We start from the raw sequence: 17,965 nt of genomic DNA on the forward strand, positions 1-17,965 counted from the left end.
CCTCATCGTCCCGGGCCGCGGACGGTCCCGGCCGGTGCGTCGTTGCGGGGGTCGCCGGCCGGCCACAGCGGCATCCCGGCGCCGTGGCGGTAGTACGGGACCTCGAGCGGGTCCAGCGGGGTGTTGCCGGCGATCAGGTCGGCCGCCTTCTCGGCCAGCATCATCACCGGGGCGTAGATGTTGCCGTTGGTGACGTAGGGCATGGCGGAGGCGTCCACGACACGCAGGCCCTGGACCCCGTGCACGCGCATCGAGGTCGGGTCGAGCACGCTGTTCGGACCGGTGCCCATCGCCGCGGTGCACGAGGGGTGCAGCGCGGTCTCGGCGTCCTTCGCCACCCAGTCGAGGATCTCCTCGTCGGTCTCCACCTCGGGCCCGGGCGAGATCTCGCCGGCCGAGAAGGGTGCGAACGCCGGCTGCTCGAGGATCTCGCGCGCCGCCCGGACGATCTCGACCCACTCGCGCCGGTCGTTCTCGGTGGAGAGGTAGTTGAACTGCATCGCGGGGTGCTCGAAGGGGTCGGTGCTGCGGATCTTCAGCCAGCCCCGCACGTCGGAGTACATCGGCCCGATGTGCACCTGGTAGCCGTGCTCCGCGCCCGGCCGCGAGCCGTCGTACCGGATCGCGATCGGCAGGAAGTGGAACATCAGGTTGGGGTAGGCGACCTGGTCGTTGCTGCGGATGAAGCCGCCGGCCTCGAAGTGGTTCGAGGCCCCGACGCCGCGGCGCCCGAAGAGCCACTCCGCCCCGATCCGGGGCTTGTGCCGGTGCTTGAGCCAGGGACCGATCGAGACCGGCTGGCTGGCGGCGTGCTGCAGGTAGACCTCGAGGTGGTCCTGCAGGTTGGCGCCCACGCCGGGCAGGTCGGCGACCACGTCGATGCCGAGGCTGCCCAGCAGCTCCGGGTCGCCGATGCCGCTGAGCTGGAGCAGCTGCGGGGTGTTGATCGCGCCGCCGCAGAGGATCACCTCGCCGGCCTCGACGCTGCGCCGTGCGCGGCGGGCGCGGACGTAGTCGACACCGACGACCCGGTTGCCCTCGGTGCGCAGGCCGGTCACGTGGGCGAGGGTCTGCACGGTGAGGTTGGGCCGCGACATGACCGGGTGCAGGTAGGCGCGGGCCGCCGAGAGACGCCGGCCGCGGTGCACGTTGCGGTCGAACTTGCCGAAGCCCTCCTGGCGATAGCCGTTGACGTCGTCGGTCAGCGGGTGGCCGGCCTGCTGGGCGGCCTCGAGGAACGCGCCGAAGAGCGGGGAGGTGGCCGGGCCGCGCTCCAGGACCAGGGGGCCAGAGCCGCCCCGCCAGGCGTCCGCGCCGGACGTGCAGGTCTCCATCCGCTTGAAGTACGGCAGGCAGTGGGCGTAGTCCCAGGTCTCCATGCCCGGGTCGGCCGCCCAGCGCTCGTAGTCCAGCGGGTTGCCGCGCTGGAAGATCATCCCGTTGATGCTCGAGGAGCCGCCGAGGACCTTGCCGCGGGCGTGGAAGACCTCCCGGCCGCCCATGTGGGGCTCCGGCTCGGAGCGGTAGCGCCAGTCGTAGAAGCGGCTGCCGATCGGGAACGGCAGCGCCGCCGGCATGTGGATGAACGGGTCGATGCGGAAGTCGCTGTGGCCGGCCTCGAGGACCAGCACCGAGGTGCCGGGGTCCGCGGAGAGCCGGTTGGCCAGCACCGAGCCGGCCGAGCCGCCCCCGACGATGACGTAGTCGTAGCGCTTCATCGGGCCTCCCCCTGCTCGGCGCCGCGCCGGGCGAAGGAGGACGTGCCGGCGAACCACCCCTGCACGGTGGGCCGGGTGTGGTGCCAGATGTGCTTGGTCTCGCGGTACTCCGCCAGCCCGGCGAGGCCGAGCTCGCGGCCGATGCCGCTCTGCTTGTAGCCGCCCCACTCGGCGGCGGCGACGTAGGGGTGGTAGTCGTTGATCCACACCGTGCCGTGGCGCAGCCGGGCGGCGACCCGCTCCGCGCGCCCCGCCTCCCTGGTCCACACCGCGCCGGCGAGGCCGTAGATGGTGTCGTTGGCCAGCGCCACCGCCGCGTCCTCGGCGGCGTTGCGGTCGGCGCCGCTGAAGGTCTCGACGGTCAGCACCGGACCGAAGGACTCCTCCTGCACGCACCGCATGGAGGTGGTGCAGCCGTCGAGCACGGTCGGCGGGTAGTAGTGGCCCTCGGCGTGCAGGTGCGGGTGGGCGTCCCGGTCGGGGCGGGCGCCGCCGACCCGGAGCACGGCGCCCTCGGCGACCCCGGCGGCGACGTACGCCTCCACCTTGGCGAGGTGGTCGGCGCTGATCAGCGGGCCGGTCTCGGCGTCGGGGTCGAACGGGCCGCCGAGGCGGATCTCGCCCGCGCGGCGCACCAGCTCGTCGACGAACTCGTCGTGGATGCTCTCCTCGACGATGAGGCGGGCGCCGGCCGAGCAGACCTGGCCGGAGTCGAGGAAGACCGCCGCGAGGGCGAGGTCGAGCGCCGCGTCGAGGTCGGCGTCGGCGAAGACGATGTTGGGGTTCTTGCCGCCGAGCTCCAGCGCGACCCGCTTCACGGTCGGCGCCGCGGCCGCCATGATCCGGCGACCGGTCTCCAGGCCGCCGGTGAAGGAGACCAGGTCGACCTCGGGAGCCGACGTGAGCGGCGCGCCGACCTCGGCACCCGCGCCGAGCACCAGGTTGGCCACGCCGGCGGGCAGCCCGGCGTCGGTGAGCGCCTGCATCAGCCAGATCGCCGTGGACGGCGTCAGCTCGCTGGGCTTGAGCACGAAGGTGTTGCCGGCGGCCAGCGCGGGCGCGACCTTCCAGGAGGTCTGCAGCAGCGGGTAGTTCCACGGGGTGATCAGCGCGCAGACGCCGACCGGGTCGTGGACGACCCGGCTGACGACGTCCGGCACGCCGGCGTCGACGACGCGACCGGACTCGGCGCCGGCCAGGCCGGCGTAGTGGCGGAAGACCGAGACGACGTCGTCGACGTCCATGCGGGACTCGACCAGCCGCTTGCCGGTGTCGAGCGACTCGGCGCGGGCGACGTCCTCCTTGTCGGCCTCGAGGCGGTCGGCGACACGGTGCAGCAGGGCGGCCCGCTCCGGGGCCGGGGTGGTGGGCCAGGGGCCGGTGTCGAACGCACGACGCGCGGCGCGGACGGCGTCCAGCGCGTCCTGCTCACCCGCCTCGCTGACCGTGCGTACCGCCGATCCGTCCGCCGGGCAGCGGATCTCGCGGTGCTTCTCGTCGGCGCCTTCGCGCCAGTGACCATCGATGTAGAGGTGGGGCATGCTTCCTTCGGGGTTGTGAATCGGACGCTGGCCGAGGCCGACCCAAGGCCCGAGCCCTCGAGACAGCACCCATTCCCATACCCAGCGAAGGCGCCGAACGATCACTGAGGCCGCGCGATGCGACTCACACCTTAGGGTGACCCGCGCCCTTGCCCTCCCCATCCCGTCCACTCCGCGAGTCGGCCCTTGTGGTTGCCCGAGTCGGCGCTTGCGGCTGCCCGAGTGACCCGGAGTCTCGACTCGACCGGTCGAATGTCTCGATTCGACCGTCATGAGTCTCGATTCAACGAGGAGGCCGGGGTGGGGTCAGAGCAGGCGGCGGTCGGAGGCCCAGCGGGTGAGCTCGTGGCGCGAGGAGAGCTGGAGCTTGCGCAGCACGCTGGACATGTGGGTCTCGACGGTCTTGATGGAGATGAACAGCTCCTTGGCCACCTCCTTGTAGGCGTAGCCGCGGGCGATCAGGCGCATCACCTCGCGCTCGCGCTCGGTGAGCCGGTCGAGGTCCTCATCGACGGCGGCGACCTCGATCGACCCGGCGAAGGCGTCGAGCACGAAGCCGGCCAGGCGCGGGGAGAACACCGCGTCGCCGTCGGCGACCCGGCGGATCGCGTCGACCAGCTCGGGGCCGGTGATGGTCTTGGTGACGTAGCCGCGGGCGCCGCCGCGGATCGTCCCGATCACGTCCTCCGCCGCGTCGGAGACGCTCAGCGCGAGGTAGCGGGTGCCGTCCGGGGCCTGGCGGCGCATCACCTCGACCCCGCCGCCGCCGGGCAGGTGCACGTCGAGCAGTACGACGTCGGGCCGGTGCGTCCGCACCGCCGCGACCGCCTCGTCGACGTCGGCGGCCTCGGCCACCACCTCGACCACACCGGCCCCCGCCGAGGCGAGCTCGGCGCGCACACCGCGACGGAACATCGCGTGGTCGTCGACCACCACGACACGCACGGGTGCGGTCGACGGTGCGTCCGGCTCGGTCATCGCTCGTCTCCTCGGCTCGGGTCGGTGCTGGTGGGGCGGGGCAGGTGCAGGCGCACCTCGGTGCCCTCGCCGGGGGCCGAGCGGATCTCGGCGCTGCCCCCGTGGCGCTGGAGGCGGTCCACGATGCTGTGGCGGACGCCGTAGCGGTCCGGGGCCGTGTGGTCGGGGTCGAAGCCGCAGCCGCGGTCGCGCACGAAGATGTCGACGGCGGTGTCGGTGACCTCGGCGTAGACGTCGGCGCGGCCGGTGCCGGCGTGCTTGGCGACGTTGGTGACGGCCTCGCGGGCCGCGGCGAGCACCGGGCGCAGCTGCTCGTCGAGGTCGCAGTCGCCGACCGTCACGACGTCCACCGTGATGCCGTGGGCGTCCTCGAGCTCGGCCATCGCGCCGCGCAGCGCGCTGGCCAGGGTCCGCTCGTCCTGGGCCTCCTCCGCGTAGAGCCAGGCGCGCAGGTCGCGCTCCTGGGCGCGGGCCAGACGCGCGACCACGGCGGAGTCGGTGGCGTTCTTCTGGATCAGCGCGAGAGTCTGCAGCACCGAGTCGTGCAGGTGCGCCGCCACGTCGGCGCGCTCCTGGTTGCGGACCCGCTCCTCGCGCTCGGCGGAGAGGTCGGTGGCGAGGCGATACACCCACGGACCGACCACGACCGCGATGCCGAGCAGCACCAGCGCCCCGCCCGCCACGGCGCCGCGCGCGTCGGCGAGGGAGGCACCGTCGAGACCGATGATGAGCGCGGCGGCGAGGACCAGGCTGACCCCGCTCGCGACCCGGGCGACCGCTCCCCACCCGCCACCGCCGAAGACGATGCGCAGCGGGTCGACTCGCCCGCTGGTGTCGCGCCACCGCTCGCGCTGGGCCTCGTCGGCCTGGCGCCAGAGCAGGGCGAGGCCGACCAGGCCGAGGAACACCGGCCAGAAGATCGCGCCGCGCCCGAAGATGGCCTCGGCGACCAGCACCAGGCCGAAGCCGAGGGTGTGCAGCGCGATCATCGGCCCGTAGTCCGTCCAGCGCCGCCGCGGGCCGGGACGCCGCCCGCCGCGGGTGGCGCTCTCCAGGCCGGGAGCGTCGACGGGGAAGCGGTTGTCGGCCGGCAGCACCATCCACAGCCCGGCGTACAGCGCGACGCCGAGGAAGCCGAGCAGCGCCAGCACCAGGAACGCGACGCGGACCGTGAGCACCGGCAGTCCGAGGTGCTCGGCCAGGCCGGAGGCGACGCCGCCGACCACCACGTCGTGGGTGTCGCGGTAGGCCTTGCGGGTCTCCCGGGGCGCTGCGGCGCCGGGCTGCGGCGCCGTGCTGGATGGGCTGCTCATGAGGCTCCCATCGTCACACAGCGCGCAGGCCCGGCACAGGGAACCGACCCCGGCTGGACCCCGGTCCTTCCCTGAGGTCTCCCCCGGTGCCGCTGCCCTCGGGGCAGGTCGTCCTCCGGTGCGGATCAGGGTGGTCCCCGATGGTGGCGACCGTCGCGGACCGGCAGGCTGGGGCCATGACCAGCACACCTCCCGACGCCCCCACCGGCCCCGATGGCCCCGACGACCCCGGTGCGCCCGGTGCGCCCGGTGCGCCCGGTGGCCCCGGCCGGCCGGCCCAGGGGCCCCGCGCCCGCGGCGAGGAGATCCGCGACCTGGGCCGGCTGCGCCGCAGCACCACCGACCACCATGTCGCCGGCGTCGCGGGCGGGCTGGCGCGCCACCTCGACATCGACCCGGTGATCCTGCGCGTCGCGTTCGTGGTGCTGATCTTCTTCGGCGGCGCCGGGCTGCTGCTGTACGGCGCCTGCTGGCTGCTGGTGCCCCAGGACGACGGCACCCCTCCGGCGGTGCGTCTGGACGACCGCACCCGCAGCATCGTGCTGCTGGTGGCCGCCGGCCTCTCCGCCCTGGCGCTGGTCGGCGACTCGTGGGGGGTCATCGGCTTCCCCTGGCCGTTGGCGATCGTCGGCGCGGTCGCGCTGGTGCTGCTCACCCGCAACCGGGACAGCTCCCCGTCCCCGGCCTACACCCCGCCGGCCTACGAGCAGTACCCGTACGCCGCGCAGGCCCCGGGTGCCGGCCCCGCCACCGGCCCGGCTACCGACCCCGCCACCGACCCGGCAGCGATGCCCGGCGCCCCGACGTACCAGCCGGGCACCTACCAGCCCTGGCTGGCCGCGAACGCCGTACCGCCGGCGGGCACCTACCCCCCGCCGTACGCCGCCCCGCCGTCGAACCCCACCCGCCGCGGCCCGCTGCTGTTCTGGGTGACGATGGCCCTGGCCGCGCTCGGCATCGGCATCCTCGGCATCGTCGACGTCGCCGGCGCCCCGGTCCCGGACAGCGCCTATGCGGCTCTCGTGGTGGCGACCTGCGGGGTGATGCTGGTCGCCGGCGCGTTCTTCGGCCGGGCCGGTGGCCTGATCGCGGTCGGCCTGGTGGCGGCGCTGCTGATGGCCGGCACCACCGTCGGCGAGGACCTCGTCGACGGCGACGAGCGGTACCGCCCGATGACCTCCCTCGAGGTCGAGAGCGGCTATGACCTCGGGGCCGGCGACCTGGTCCTCGACCTCAGCGCCGTCGAGGACCCGGAGGCCCTCGCGGGGCGCACCATCGACGTCGAGGGAGGCGTCGGGCGCCTCGAGGTGATCGTTCCCGACGACCTGCGGGTGCGTGCGAGCGCCGACGTCGGCATCGGCAGCGCCGCGCTGTTCGCCAGCGACGACGCCGGCTTCGGGGTCAGCAGCGGCGCGACGAGCGGCCCCGCAGGAGAGCCCCTCGAGATCGTCGCGGACCTCGGCATCGGCCAGGTCCGCATCCACACCGAGTCCCAGGAGGCGGCGCGATGAGCACCTACGACGAGGCGAGCCCGAGCAGCGGCCGGCACCCGGTCAACGTGGGCCACCTGGTGATGGGCATCGCCCTGATCGGCCTGGTGGCCGTCTGGGCCCTGGTCAAGGCCGATCTGGTCGCCGACGAGACGATCCGCTTCCTGCTCCCGATGCCGTGGGTGCTGGGCGGGGTGGGCGGTCTCATCGCCAGCACCGTCGCCTCCCGGCGCCGGGCCGCGGAGCGCTCGCGGGACGACCTGCGCTGATCTGCTGCACCGACCCGTGCTGCCCGCCGTTCACGCCCTCGCGCGGACGGCGGGCAGCACCAGGTCGGGGTGGTCGGTGATCAGCCCGTCCACCCCGGCCGCCAGCAGCGCGCCGGCAGCGCCCGCGACGTCGCCGAGGCCGCCCGGGTGCGGGCCGCGCCGGTGCTCGCGGGCCAGGAACCTGTTCTCCGCCCGCAGCGTCCAGGCGTGGACGCCCAGCCCGCGCCGGTGCGCGTCGCGGACCAGCACCGACGGCCGGGCACGACCCGAGCGGGCCCGGGGCACCACCAGGTCCTGGTGCACCCCCACGCCGCCCGCGTAGGACGCGATCTCCTCGAGCGCGGCCGCACCCGCGTCGTCACCGACGTCGAGCAGCCGCACCAGCGGCACCCGGGTCCGAAGCGCCAGTCGGCGCAGCACCATCTCCTCGAAGGACAAGACCGCGACCGGGGCATCCGCGTCGTCCAGGCCGTGACGGGCCAGGGCGGCGAGCAGCGGTCCCTCCACCGCGAGCCCGCGCGCGGCGAAGCGGGCGGGCTCCTTCAGCTCCAGCAGCACGCCGACCCGGCGACCGGCCCGCACCCCCTCCGCATGGATCGTCGCCAGCGCCTCGTCGAGGGTCGGCACCCCCTCGCGCCCGTCGTGCACCGTGTTGCCCGGCCGGAGCTCCGGCATCCGTTCGCGCGCGGTCAGCGTCCGCACCTGCGCGAGCGTCAGGTCCTCGCTGAACCACCCGGACCGGGGCGCAGCGCCCAGCGGCCGGGTCCGGCGCAGGTGGGCCAGGTCGGGGCGCGCTCCGATGTCGGTGGTGCGGCTCAGCTCGCTCTCGTGGCGCACGATGAGGGCGCCGTCCACGGTGGGCACCAGGTCGAGCTCGACGGCGTCGGCGCCCATCCGGATCGCGGTGCGGTAGGCCTCCAGCGTGTGCTCGGGGCGGTGCCCGCTCGCGCCGCGGTGGGCCACGACCGTCGGACTCCCCGCGCCCCCCGGCGTACGACGCGGGGCGGGGGCCGGGACAGGGGGCGGCAGGGTCGTCGTCTGGTTCACGTCCCATCCGTCCCATGCCCCGGCCGCGCGGGGGCAACCCGCCCGTGGCCGGTCCGTGGCGCTGCGGTGAACACCGCTGCCGCGACGACCTGCCGGGACAATGTCCTCATGTCCCCCGCGCTCCCGTCGCTGCCCGCCCTGTCCTCGCTGCCCGCGACCGAGCACCCCGAGCTGCTCGCCGCACCGGTCACCGCCGCCCTCGCCGAGTGGCCGCACGCCGACCAGGTCGCGGTGGTCGAGATCGACCCGGCCCTGGCCGACACCGCCGCCATGAGCGAGGCGTACGACGTGCCGCTGACCTGGAGCGTGAACTGCGTCCTGGTCGCCGGGCGCCGCGACGGCCAGGAGCGGGTCGCCGCGTGCCTGGTGCGCGCCGACACCCGCGCCGACGTCAACAACCGGGTCAAGCGGCTGCTCGACGTGCGCAAGGCGTCGTTCCTGGCCATGGACCGGGCGGTCGCGGAGTCCGGGATGGAGCACGGCGGCATCACCCCGGTCGGGCTGCCGCGCGAGTGGCGGGTGCTGCTGGACCCGCGGGCGCTGGAGTGCGAGGTGGCCGTCATCGGCACCGGGCTGCGCCGCTCCAAGCTCCTGGTGCCGGGGCGTCTCCTCGCCGAGCTCCCGGGTACCGAGGTCGTGGACGGCCTCGCCGTGCCGAGCGGGGCCGCGCCGGCCTGATCCGCACACCCGGGAGGCGCCATGGAGCCCGCCGACGGTGGTCGTCACGAGACCCCCGAGGAGCGGCTGGACCGCAAGTTCGACGACCAGCTCCAGGAGCTGCGGGTGATGCAGACCGGCGCCCAGCTCACCGCCGGCTTCCTGCTGACCCTCCCCTTCCAGGAGACCTTCGAGGACCTCGACGCCTTCCAGCGCGGCTGGTACCTCGGGCTGGTGCTGCTCGCCGCGCTCACCACGGCGCTGGTGCTCACCCCGGTGGCGGTGCACCGGCGATTGAGCGGGCGCCACGTCAAGGAGCGGATCGTCGACGTCACGCACCGGCTGATGGCGGGCGCGCTCTGCTGCCTGGCGCTGCTGGTCAGCGGCATCACCCTGCTGATCTTCGACGTGGTGCTCGGCCGCAGCGCCGGCATGGTCGCCGGGGTCGCGGCGGCGGTGGTGCTCACCGGCCTGCTGGCCGTGCTCCCCCAGGTGCTCGCGGCGCCCCCAGGCGACTCCAGCGACCCCTACCGATAACGACTGGATCACACCGCGGGCCCCTGCGTAACGTGAGCGGGTGCACCAGCTTCCCCACGACCATCCCGGCATCGCAGACCACCGCTCACCGGGACGGTTCCTCTGGTGGCTGGCCCGTCAGCAGTGGCGCACGCTCACGATGGGCATGCTCTTCGGCATCATCTGGATGTGCACCCAGGCGGCGATGCCGGCCGTCATCGGCCTGGCCATCGACCGCGGCGTCGCCGCGCGTGACCGCGACGCGCTGCTCCAGCTCGCCGCGCTGATGCTCGCGATCGGCCTGGTGCAGTCGATCAGCGGCATCATGCGCCACCGCTTCGCCGTCACGAACTGGCTGATCGCGGCCTACCGCACCGTCCAGCTCGTCGGACGCCACGCGGTGCACCTCGGCGGCACCCTGCCCCGCAAGGTCTCCACCGGCGAGGTCGTGGCCATCGGCACCAGCGACCTGTCCCACCTCGGCCAGGTGATGGACGTGTCGGCGCGCTTCGCCGGCGCGGTCGTGTCGTTCGTGGTCGTCGCGGTGATCCTGCTGCAGACCTCGGTCACGCTCGGCCTGGTGGTGCTCCTCGGCGTACCGCTGCTGATGCTGCTGATCGGCCCGGTGCTCGCCCCGCTGCAGCGCCGCAGCACCCAGCAGCGCGAGCTGATGGGCTCGCTGTCCAACACCGCCAGCGACATCGTCTCGGGGCTGCGCGTCCTGCGCGGCATCGGCGGCGAGCAGGTCTTCCACGCCCGCTACGTGCGCCAGTCCCAGGAGACCCGCCGCGCCGGCGTCGGGGTCGCCCGGGTGCAGTCGGTGCTCGACGCGCTCCAGGTGTTCCTGCCCGGTGTCTTCGTGGTCATCGTGGTCTGGATCGGGGCGCGGTACGCCGTGGAGGGCCGCATCTCCCCCGGCGAGCTGGTCGCGTTCTACGGCTACTCGGCGTTCCTGATGATCCCGCTGCGCACCGCCACCGAGTACGCCAACAAGCTGATCCGCGGCCGGGTCTCCGCGCGCCGGGTCGCCCGGGTGCTGTCGCTGACCCCCGACCACACCGACCCCGCCGACCCGGCGACGCCCCCGCCGCCGGGCTCGGACCTGCACGACGCGCGCAGCGGGCTGCACGTGCGCGCGGGCACGCTGGTCGCGGTGGTCAGCGAGCACCCCGACGAGTCCGCCGCGCTGGCCGACCGGCTGGGCATGTGCGCCGCCGACGTCGACCGCGACGTCACGCTCGGCGGCGTCGCGCTGCCCGACCTGAGCCGCGCCCACGTCCGCGAGCGGATCGTGGTCTCCGACACCGCCTCGGTCTTCTTCTCCGGGCGCCTGGGCGACCGCCTCGACGTCACCGGCACCGGCGGCGACCGGGTTGCCCGCGCCCTCGACACCGCCTCGGCCGCCGACATCCTCGACGCCCTGCCCGACGGCCTGGACACGACCGTCGCCGAGCGCGGCCGGTCCTTCTCCGGCGGCCAGCGCCAGCGCCTCGTGCTGGCCCGCGCACTCACCAGCGACCCCGAGGTGCTGGTGCTCGTCGAGCCGACCTCCGCGGTCGACGCGCACACCGAGGCGCGGATCGCGGCGCGGTTGCACGCCCAGCGCGCCGGACGCACCACCGTCGTCACCAGCTCCAGCCCGCTGATGCTCGACGCGGTCGACGAGGTCGCGTTCCTGCGCGACGGCGTCATCGTGGCGACCGGCACCCATGCCGAGCTGCTCGAGACCTGCCCGGACTACCGCGCGGTCGTCACCCGCGAGACCGAGCCCGTCACCGCACCCGTTGCCGAGGAGCTGCCCGCATGAGCACCACCGCCCTGCCCGTCGCCGACGGGCGCGCGCTGCGCTCCTACGTCAAGCGCCTCGCCCGCCGCCACCCGCGGCTGCTGTACGGCGCCCTCGGGCTGCACGTCCTGGCCGCCGGCGCCGCGCTCGCGGCCCCGCGGCTGATCGGCGACCTGGTCGAGGCGGTCGAGGTCGGGACCACGGTGGGCCACGTCGACGACATCATGCTGCTGCTCGCCGGCTTCGTGGTCCTGCAGACGATCCTGACCCGCTTCGCCCGCTACCTCAGCCAGGTGCTGGGCGAGCAGGTCCTCGCCGAGCTGCGCGAGGACTTCGTCGAGGCCTCGCTGGCGCTGCCGGTCGGGGTCGTGGAGTCCGCCGGCTCCGGCGACCTGCTCACCCGGACCTCGCGCGACGTCGACCAGCTCGGCTGGTCGGTGCGGTGGGCGCTGCCGGAGTGGACGATCGCCGTGGTCACCGCCGTGATCACCTTCGCCGCCGCGATCAGCGTCGGCTGGTGGGTGGCGCTGCCGTGCCTGCTCGGCGTACCGCCTCTGGTGATCGGCCTGCGCTGGTACCTCGCCCGTGCCAAGGACGGCTACCTGCGCGAGAGCGCGTCGTACTCCGCCATCAACGCGACCCTCACCGAGACCGTCGAGGGCGCGCGCACGGTCGAGGCGCTGGGCCTCGCCGAGGAACGGCTGCGGGCGATCGACGACGACATCCGCGAGTCCTTCCACGCCGAGCGCTACACGCTGCACCTGCGCACGGTGTTCTTCCCGAGCATGGAGCTGTCCTACCTGATCCCCACGGTGGCGACGCTGCTGCTGGGCGGCTACCTCTACACCGAGGGCCAGGTGTCGCTCGGCGACGTCACCGCCGCGGTGCTCTACGTGCAGATGCTCATCGACCCCGTCGACCGGATCGTCTCGATCCTCGACGAGCTCCAGATGGGCGCCGCCTCGCTGGCCCGGCTCCTCGGCGTCGCCGAGGTGCCCGACGACCGCGAGGTCACCGGCGCGGTCCCGCGGGGCGAGCAGATCGAGGCCACGGACGTGCGGTTCTCCTACGTCGAGGGGCGCGACGTCCTGCACGGCGTCGACCTCGGCGTCGGCGTCGGCGAGCGGATCGCGATGGTCGGCCCCTCGGGCGCCGGCAAGTCCACCCTGGGCCGGCTGCTGGCGGGCATCCACCCGCCGCGCACCGGCTCGGTGACCGTGGGCGGCGTCGGGCTGACCGAGCTGCCGCTCGACGACCTGCGCGGCCACGTGGCCCTGGTGACCCAGGAGCACCACGTCTTCGCCGGCACGGTGCGCGACAACGTGGTGCTCGCCCGTCCCGGCGCCGGGGACGACGCCGTGCGCGAGGCGCTGGACGCCGTCGACGCGCTCGGCTGGGTCGAGGCGCTGCCCGGCGGGCTCGACGAGGTGGTCGGCTCCGGCGGCGCCACGCTGAGCGCCGCGCAGGCCCAGCAGGTCGCGCTGGCGCGGCTGGTGCTGGCCGACCCGCACACCCTGGTCCTCGACGAGGCGACCTCGCTGATCGACCCGCGCGCCGCCCGGCACCTCGAGCGCTCGCTGGCCGCGGTCCTCGAGGGCCGCACCGTCATCGCGATCGCGCACCGGCTCTTCTCCGCCCACGACGCCGACCGGGTGGCGGTGGTCGAGGACGGGCGGATCAGCGAGATCGGCTCGCACGACGAGCTGGTCGCCGCGGGCGGCTCGTACGCCGAGCTGTGGGACAGCTGGAACGGCAAGCACCACGACTGAGCCGGCGCCGGGGCCCGCGGTGCAGGCCCCGGCGCCGGGTGCGGCTCAGCGCTCGACGTCCTCCAGGCCGCTGAGGCGGATGCCGGAGTTGACCTTGTACTTGCGGTTCACCGAGATCAGCACCGCGGTGAGCGGCTCGAGCACCCGGGCCAGGCGCAGCTTGCCGGCGTCGACGCCGCGGCGGCTGGTGACCGCGACCGCGAGGTCCTGGGCGACCTGCTTCGCCTCCACGACGTCACCGACCACGAGGACGTCCTCGTCGAGGTAGTCGTGCTCGCCCCACAGGTGGACGGCCGAGACGTTGTGGAAGGCGCCGACCACGGTCGCCTCGGGCGCGAGGGACTGGGCGTGCTCGGCGGCTGAGCCCTCCCCCTCGTCGATGACGCGACCGTGCGCGCCCCGCTTGTCGAAGGCCAGCGGGTTCACGCACGAGATGACGGTCTTGCCGGCCAGGTCGAGGCTGGCGACCAGCTCGTCGTGGCCGTCCCACGGCACGGCGAGCAGCACCACGTCGGCGGCGGCGACGGCGTCGGCGTTCGAGGCGCCGGTGACCTGGCCCGCACCCTCGAGGCCGGCGAGCCGCTCGGTGACCTCCTGCGCCACCGGCTCGGCCTTCTCCGCCGAGCGGGAGCCCAGGACCACAGTGTGGCCGTGGCGGGCGAAGCGGTAGCCGAGGCCCTTGCCCTGCGGGCCGGTGCCTCCGATCACGGCGATGCGGTAGGACGACGACAAGGTTGCTCTCCTCGGGTATCAGCGACTGTGTTGCCGCGATGATCCCAGCATCCGGGGACCGGCGTGGCGCGCAGTATCGAGGAGTGGCACGCGCTGCTACCTTGACAGTTCCGCTGTCACAGACGTCGGTCCCCGACGTCGAGCCCGAGAGGTGCCGCATGAAGCTGTCGATGACCTTGGTGTACGCCGGCAACCCCCGCGAGAGCGCCGAGCAGGTCGTCGGCCTCGAGAAGGCCGGCCTGGACACCATCTGGGTGGCCGAGCCGTACGGCTTCGACGCGCCGACGCTGATGGGCTACCTCGCCGCCCGCACCGAGACCGTCGAGATCGGCGCCGGGATCCTCAACGTCTACTCGCGCACCCCCGGCGCGCTGCTCCAGACCGCGGCCGGACTCGACAACGTGTCCGGCGGGCGCGCGGTCATCGGCCTCGGCGCCTCCGGCCCCCAGGTCATCGAGGGCTTCCACGGCGTGCCCTACGACCGGCCGCTGGGGCGCACCCGCGAGGCCATCGAGATCATCCGCATGGGCCTGCGCCGCGAGCCGCTTGTCCACGACGGCATCTTCACGCTGCCGCTGCCGGCGGACCAGGGCCTCGGGCTCGGCAAGCCGCTGAAGCTGCTGAACCGCCCCGAGCGGCCGGTCGTCCCGCTGTGGGTGGCAGCGCTGGGCGAGCGCAACGTCGCGATGACCGCCGAGGTCGCCGACGGCTGGCTGCCGTTCCTCTTCTTCCCCGAGAAGGCGCACACCGTGTGGGGCGACGCCCTGGCCCGCGGCGCGGCGAAGCGCTCCCCCGAGCTCGGCCCGCTGGAGATCAGCGCCGGCGGCGTCGTCGCCATCGGCGAGGACGTCAAGGGGGCGCTCGACCTGATGCGCCCCATGTACGCCCTCTACGTCGGTGGCATGGGCGCACGCGGCAAGAACTTCTACAACCAGCTGGCCTGCGAGTACGGCTACGAGAAGGAGGCCGCGGAGATCCAGGACCTCTACCTCGCCGGGAAGAAGCGCGAGGCCGAGGCGAAGGTGCCGCTGGAGTGGCTGGAGGCCGGCAACCTGGTCGGCCCCGCGTCGTACGTCCAGGAGCGGATCGCGGCCTTCCGCGAGGCGGGCGTGACCAACCTCCAGGTCATGCCGGCGACCGAGGACCCGGCGGCCACCGTCGCGCAGGTCAAGGAGTGGGTCTCCTGACCCACGCCGTCACCGCCGCCGCAGGGCTCGGGGTGCGTGTGGCAGGGTGACTGCCGCACCCAGAGCCGATCCGGGAGGACCCTCCGTGCGCCGCAGTGGTTTCCGCGACGACATCCAGGGGATGCGAGCCCTCGCCGTGCTGGCGATCCTGCTCTACCACGCGGGCTACAGCCCCTACCCGGGCGGCTTCGTCACCCTCGACGTGTTCTTCGTGGTCTCGGGGTTCTTGATCACCTTCCTGCTGCTGCGCGAGATCCGGCGCGACGCCACGATCTCGCTGGTCGGGTTCTACGCGCGCCGGGCCCGCCGGATCCTGCCGGCGGCGACCTTCGTGACCCTGGTGACCGTCGCGGCGTCCTGGCACTTCCTCAACGTCGTGGACGCCCGCGACGCGGCGTACGACGGGCTGTGGGCGGCGTTCTTCGGCGCGAACGTCCGCTTCGCCATGGAGGACACCGACTACTTCGCCCAGGACGTCCCGCCCTCGCCGCTCCAGCACTACTGGTCGCTGGCGGTCGAGGAGCAGTTCTACCTGGTGCTGCCGCTCGTGCTGGTGCTGTGCCTGATGTGGGTGCGGCGCCGACGGGCCGGCGTCAGGTCCGGCGTGCGCGCCGCCGAGCGCTCGCCGCTGCCGGCGATCGCGGCGCTGCTGGGCGTCATGACGCTGGCCAGCTTCGCCTGGTCGCTGCACGCCTCGAGCGCGAGCCCGGACACGGCGTACTTCTCGACCTTCACCCGGGCCTGGGAGTTCGGCGTCGGGGCGCTGCTGGCCATGGCCGCCCCGTTCTTCGCCGGCGGCCTGCCCGCCTGGGCGCGCAACGCGCTGGCCGGCGCCGGGCTCGCCGCGATCGTCGCCGCCTGCTTCCTGATCACCGAGGAGACCCCGTTCCCCGGCTGGGCCGCGCTGCTGCCGGTGCTGGGCACGGGCGCGGTCATGGTCGCGGGTGCCGAGCACCGCGGCACCCCGCCGCTGGCGCAGCGGCTGCTCGGGATGCGCCCGCTGCGGGCCGTCGGCGACGCGTCGTACTCGCTGTACCTGTGGCACTGGCCGGTGCTGGCGATCGCCAGCCAGCACCTCGGCCGCGACCTGACCGGACGCGAGACGCTGGTCGCGGTCGCGTTCATCGCGGTGCTCACCTGGGCCAGCTACCGCTGGATCGAGACGCCCTTCCGGACGCTGTCACCGACCCCGCTCTCCCGGGCGCTCACCCTCTACCCCGCCTCCGTCGCCGTCGTGCTGGTCGGCTGCCTGGCCTCGGTGTCGGTCCTGGACCGCTCCTTCGACGACGACGCCCCCGCGATCAGCGTCTCGACGTACAGCACCGCACCGTCGGGCGAGGAGCTCTCCGACGACTCCGCGGTCGCGCTGGTGCAGGCCTCGGTCGCGGCGGCGCTGGACGAGGCACCCGTGCCCGGCTCGCTGGAGCCGCCCGTGCTCGAGCTGCGCAAGGACCGCGCCGACGTCGGCGAGTGCGACTACCGCGAGGAGCCGTGGACGCTGTGCGTGCGCGGCGACGCCGACGCCGAGCGCACCCTGGTGCTGCTCGGCAACTCCCACGGACGCCACTGGATCCCGGCCCTCGACCCGATCGCACAGGACGCCGGCTACCGCGCGTACTACCTGGTGCGCCCGGGGTGCAGCCCGGTCCGGGTCGCGCACGGCACCCTCGACGGCGAGGAGGTGACCGACTGCACCCGCTTCAACGAGTGGGCCACCGAGCAGGTCGCCGAGCTCGCGCCCGACCTGCTGATCGTCACCGGTACGCCGCCGGCGCGCGCGATCATCGACGGCGAGCTGGTCCGCGACGAGGACACCCTGCGCGAGGCGACCCGCACCGGCTTCGCCGACCTGCTGGACGAGGTCTCCCCGCACGCCGGACGCACGGTGCTGCTCGGCGACACCCCCAAGCGCACCGACAGTCCCGTGGACTGCCTCGGCCGCACCGGCGCGCACCTGGGCGACTGCCTCGGCGAACCCCTCGAGCACCCCCGGCTGGTCGCCCTGGACAGCCGCCGGACCGCCCGCGCACGCGACATCGACTTCATCGACACGCACCGCTGGTTCTGCACCGACGAGGGCTGCCCCGCGGTCGTCGGCTCCCACGTCGTGATGCGCGACCCCGAGCACGTCACCACCGTGTACGCCGCCCAGCTGGCCGACGCGCTGGCCGACGCCCTCGAGCTCAGCCCTGCTTCAGCGAACGGGCGATGACGGCGTTCGCGGCGCGCTGGAACCCCGCCACCACCGCCTCCAGGGTCAGCTGACGCAGCCGGGACATCGTGCGCTCGAGGCGCGCGGCGTCCTCCGGCGAGTGCGCCGCGCGGCGGTATGGCGCCAGCACCCCCTCGCGCAGCACCTCGGTGAGCTCGTCGGCCAGCGCGGTCATGTGCCGGCGGATCGCCTCCCCCGCGGCCTCGACGGCGTCCTCGGGGACGTCCAGGTCGAGCAGCTCCACGCCCACGCGGAGGCTGGGCAGCGCGACGTACCCGGTGGCGCCGCGCTCGATGCTGCCGACCTTCTCCAGCATCGTGAGGTCGTGCTCGTCCAGGCTGCGCCCGGCGCGCTCCTCGAGCTCCTCGCGGGTGAGCTCGACCGCCGGCTGGCCGGTCCAGGAGGTGAGCATCGCGCGCTGGAGCGCGAGCTCCTCGACCGTGGCGTCCGCCGGGAGCCCGGCGAGGAAGCGCTCGATGGCCTGGAGGGTGAAGCCGTGCTCCTGCAGCGCGCGCACCATGTCCAGCCGGGCGCGGTGCTCGGCGCCGTAGTAGGCGACCCGACCCCGGCGTACCGGCGGCGGCACCAGCCCGAGGCTGGCGTAGTAGCGCGTCGTGCGCACGGTGGTCCTAGTCACCGCCGCGAGCTCGTCGATCGTGAGCAGCTGCTCGCCGTCCGCGTCCTCGCCCATGCCGTCAACGGTATCGGCCCGCCCCGCACCTTGAATCGTGACAGCGATGCTGTCACAGT

Annotated in this window: 15 protein-coding genes; 8 read left to right on the plus strand and 7 right to left on the minus strand. The window is 74.1% G+C overall.

The genetic code is table 11. The features are described 5' to 3' along the window. Nucleotides 1-2: 2 nt before the first annotated feature. The 4 genes from betA to HBO46_RS16790 form a co-directional block, all read right to left on the minus strand. The gene (gene betA / locus HBO46_RS16775) at nt 3-1,718 is read right to left on the minus strand and encodes a choline dehydrogenase (RefSeq protein ID WP_166133711.1); all 1,716 of its coding nucleotides are present in this window, start codon (nt 1,716-1,718) and stop codon (nt 3-5) included. Further along, nucleotides 1,715-3,259: an aldehyde dehydrogenase family protein gene (locus HBO46_RS16780; RefSeq protein ID WP_166133713.1), complete on the minus strand. Its 1,545-nt coding sequence runs from the start codon at nt 3,257-3,259 to the stop codon at nt 1,715-1,717. Before HBO46_RS16780 ends, betA begins: the two co-directional genes overlap by 4 nt. 306 nt (nt 3,260-3,565) lie before the next feature. Then, nucleotides 3,566-4,237 carry a LuxR C-terminal-related transcriptional regulator gene (locus HBO46_RS16785; RefSeq protein ID WP_166133715.1) on the minus strand — a complete coding sequence of 224 codons (672 nt, stop codon included), beginning with the start codon at nt 4,235-4,237 and terminating at the stop codon, nt 3,566-3,568. Further along, nucleotides 4,234-5,550: an ATP-binding protein gene (locus HBO46_RS16790; RefSeq protein WP_166133717.1), complete on the minus strand. Its 1,317-nt coding sequence runs from the start codon at nt 5,548-5,550 to the stop codon at nt 4,234-4,236. The genes HBO46_RS16785 and HBO46_RS16790 overlap by 4 nt, the downstream gene beginning before the upstream one ends. Before the next feature lie 176 nt (nt 5,551-5,726). On the opposite strand from HBO46_RS16790, the gene HBO46_RS16795 reads away from it, so the two are divergent. Together HBO46_RS16795 and HBO46_RS16800 are read left to right on the plus strand one after the other, a co-directional pair. Beyond that, nucleotides 5,727-7,061 (plus strand): PspC domain-containing protein, encoded by a 1,335-nt coding sequence (locus HBO46_RS16795; protein ID WP_166133719.1) that lies wholly within the window; start codon nt 5,727-5,729, stop codon nt 7,059-7,061. After that, nucleotides 7,058-7,309 carry a hypothetical protein gene (locus HBO46_RS16800; RefSeq protein ID WP_166133721.1) on the plus strand — a complete coding sequence of 84 codons (252 nt, stop codon included), beginning with the start codon at nt 7,058-7,060 and terminating at the stop codon, nt 7,307-7,309. Before HBO46_RS16795 ends, HBO46_RS16800 begins: the two co-directional genes overlap by 4 nt. Nucleotides 7,310-7,339: 30 nt before the next feature. Here the strand turns inward: HBO46_RS16800 and HBO46_RS16805 are convergent, their stop codons facing one another. Beyond that, nucleotides 7,340-8,356 (minus strand): glycerophosphodiester phosphodiesterase family protein, encoded by a 1,017-nt coding sequence (locus HBO46_RS16805; protein ID WP_166133724.1) that lies wholly within the window; start codon nt 8,354-8,356, stop codon nt 7,340-7,342. Nucleotides 8,357-8,464: 108 nt separating this feature from the next. On the opposite strand from HBO46_RS16805, the gene HBO46_RS16810 reads away from it, so the two are divergent. Genes HBO46_RS16810 through HBO46_RS16825 form a run of 4 tightly spaced genes read left to right on the plus strand, consistent with a single transcriptional unit; the run spans nt 8,465 to nt 13,084 of the window. After that, complete coding sequence (locus HBO46_RS16810; RefSeq protein WP_166133726.1) at nt 8,465-9,034, plus strand: YbaK/EbsC family protein; 570 nt, start codon at nt 8,465-8,467, stop codon at nt 9,032-9,034. Nucleotides 9,035-9,055: 21 nt separating this feature from the next. Beyond that, a complete protein-coding gene (locus HBO46_RS16815) occupies nt 9,056-9,550 on the plus strand; it encodes a DUF6328 family protein (protein ID WP_166133728.1) in 495 nt (164 codons plus the stop codon). A 40-nt stretch (nt 9,551-9,590) separates the two neighbouring features. Continuing rightward, nucleotides 9,591-11,336, plus strand: coding sequence for an ABC transporter transmembrane domain-containing protein (locus tag HBO46_RS16820; protein WP_191480166.1), 1,746 nt, complete (start codon nt 9,591-9,593; stop codon nt 11,334-11,336). Next, nucleotides 11,333-13,084: an ABC transporter ATP-binding protein gene (locus HBO46_RS16825; RefSeq protein WP_166133730.1), complete on the plus strand. Its 1,752-nt coding sequence runs from the start codon at nt 11,333-11,335 to the stop codon at nt 13,082-13,084. Before HBO46_RS16820 ends, HBO46_RS16825 begins: the two co-directional genes overlap by 4 nt. Nucleotides 13,085-13,129: 45 nt before the next feature. On the opposite strand, the gene npdG is transcribed toward HBO46_RS16825, so the two are convergent. Continuing rightward, nucleotides 13,130-13,816, minus strand: coding sequence for an NADPH-dependent F420 reductase (gene npdG / locus HBO46_RS16830; protein WP_166133732.1), 687 nt, complete (start codon nt 13,814-13,816; stop codon nt 13,130-13,132). A gap of 158 nt (nt 13,817-13,974) precedes the next feature. On the opposite strand from npdG, the gene HBO46_RS16835 reads away from it, so the two are divergent. Together HBO46_RS16835 and HBO46_RS16840 are read left to right on the plus strand one after the other, a co-directional pair. Beyond that, a complete protein-coding gene (locus tag HBO46_RS16835; RefSeq protein WP_166133735.1) occupies nt 13,975-15,003 on the plus strand; it encodes an LLM class F420-dependent oxidoreductase in 1,029 nt (342 codons plus the stop codon). An 85-nt stretch (nt 15,004-15,088) separates the two neighbouring features. Then, the gene (locus tag HBO46_RS16840; protein WP_166133737.1) at nt 15,089-17,215 is read left to right on the plus strand and encodes an acyltransferase family protein; all 2,127 of its coding nucleotides are present in this window, start codon (nt 15,089-15,091) and stop codon (nt 17,213-17,215) included. Here HBO46_RS16840 and HBO46_RS16845 read toward each other — a convergent pair. Beyond that, complete coding sequence (locus HBO46_RS16845) at nt 17,187-17,906, minus strand: MerR family transcriptional regulator (RefSeq protein WP_166133739.1); 720 nt, start codon at nt 17,904-17,906, stop codon at nt 17,187-17,189. The genes HBO46_RS16840 and HBO46_RS16845 overlap by 29 nt on opposite strands. Nucleotides 17,907-17,965: the final 59 nt, after the last annotated feature.

Origin of the sequence: Nocardioides ochotonae, from assembly GCF_011420305.2 — a bacterium.
Classification (GTDB): Bacteria; Actinomycetota; Actinomycetes; order Propionibacteriales; family Nocardioidaceae; genus Nocardioides; species Nocardioides ochotonae.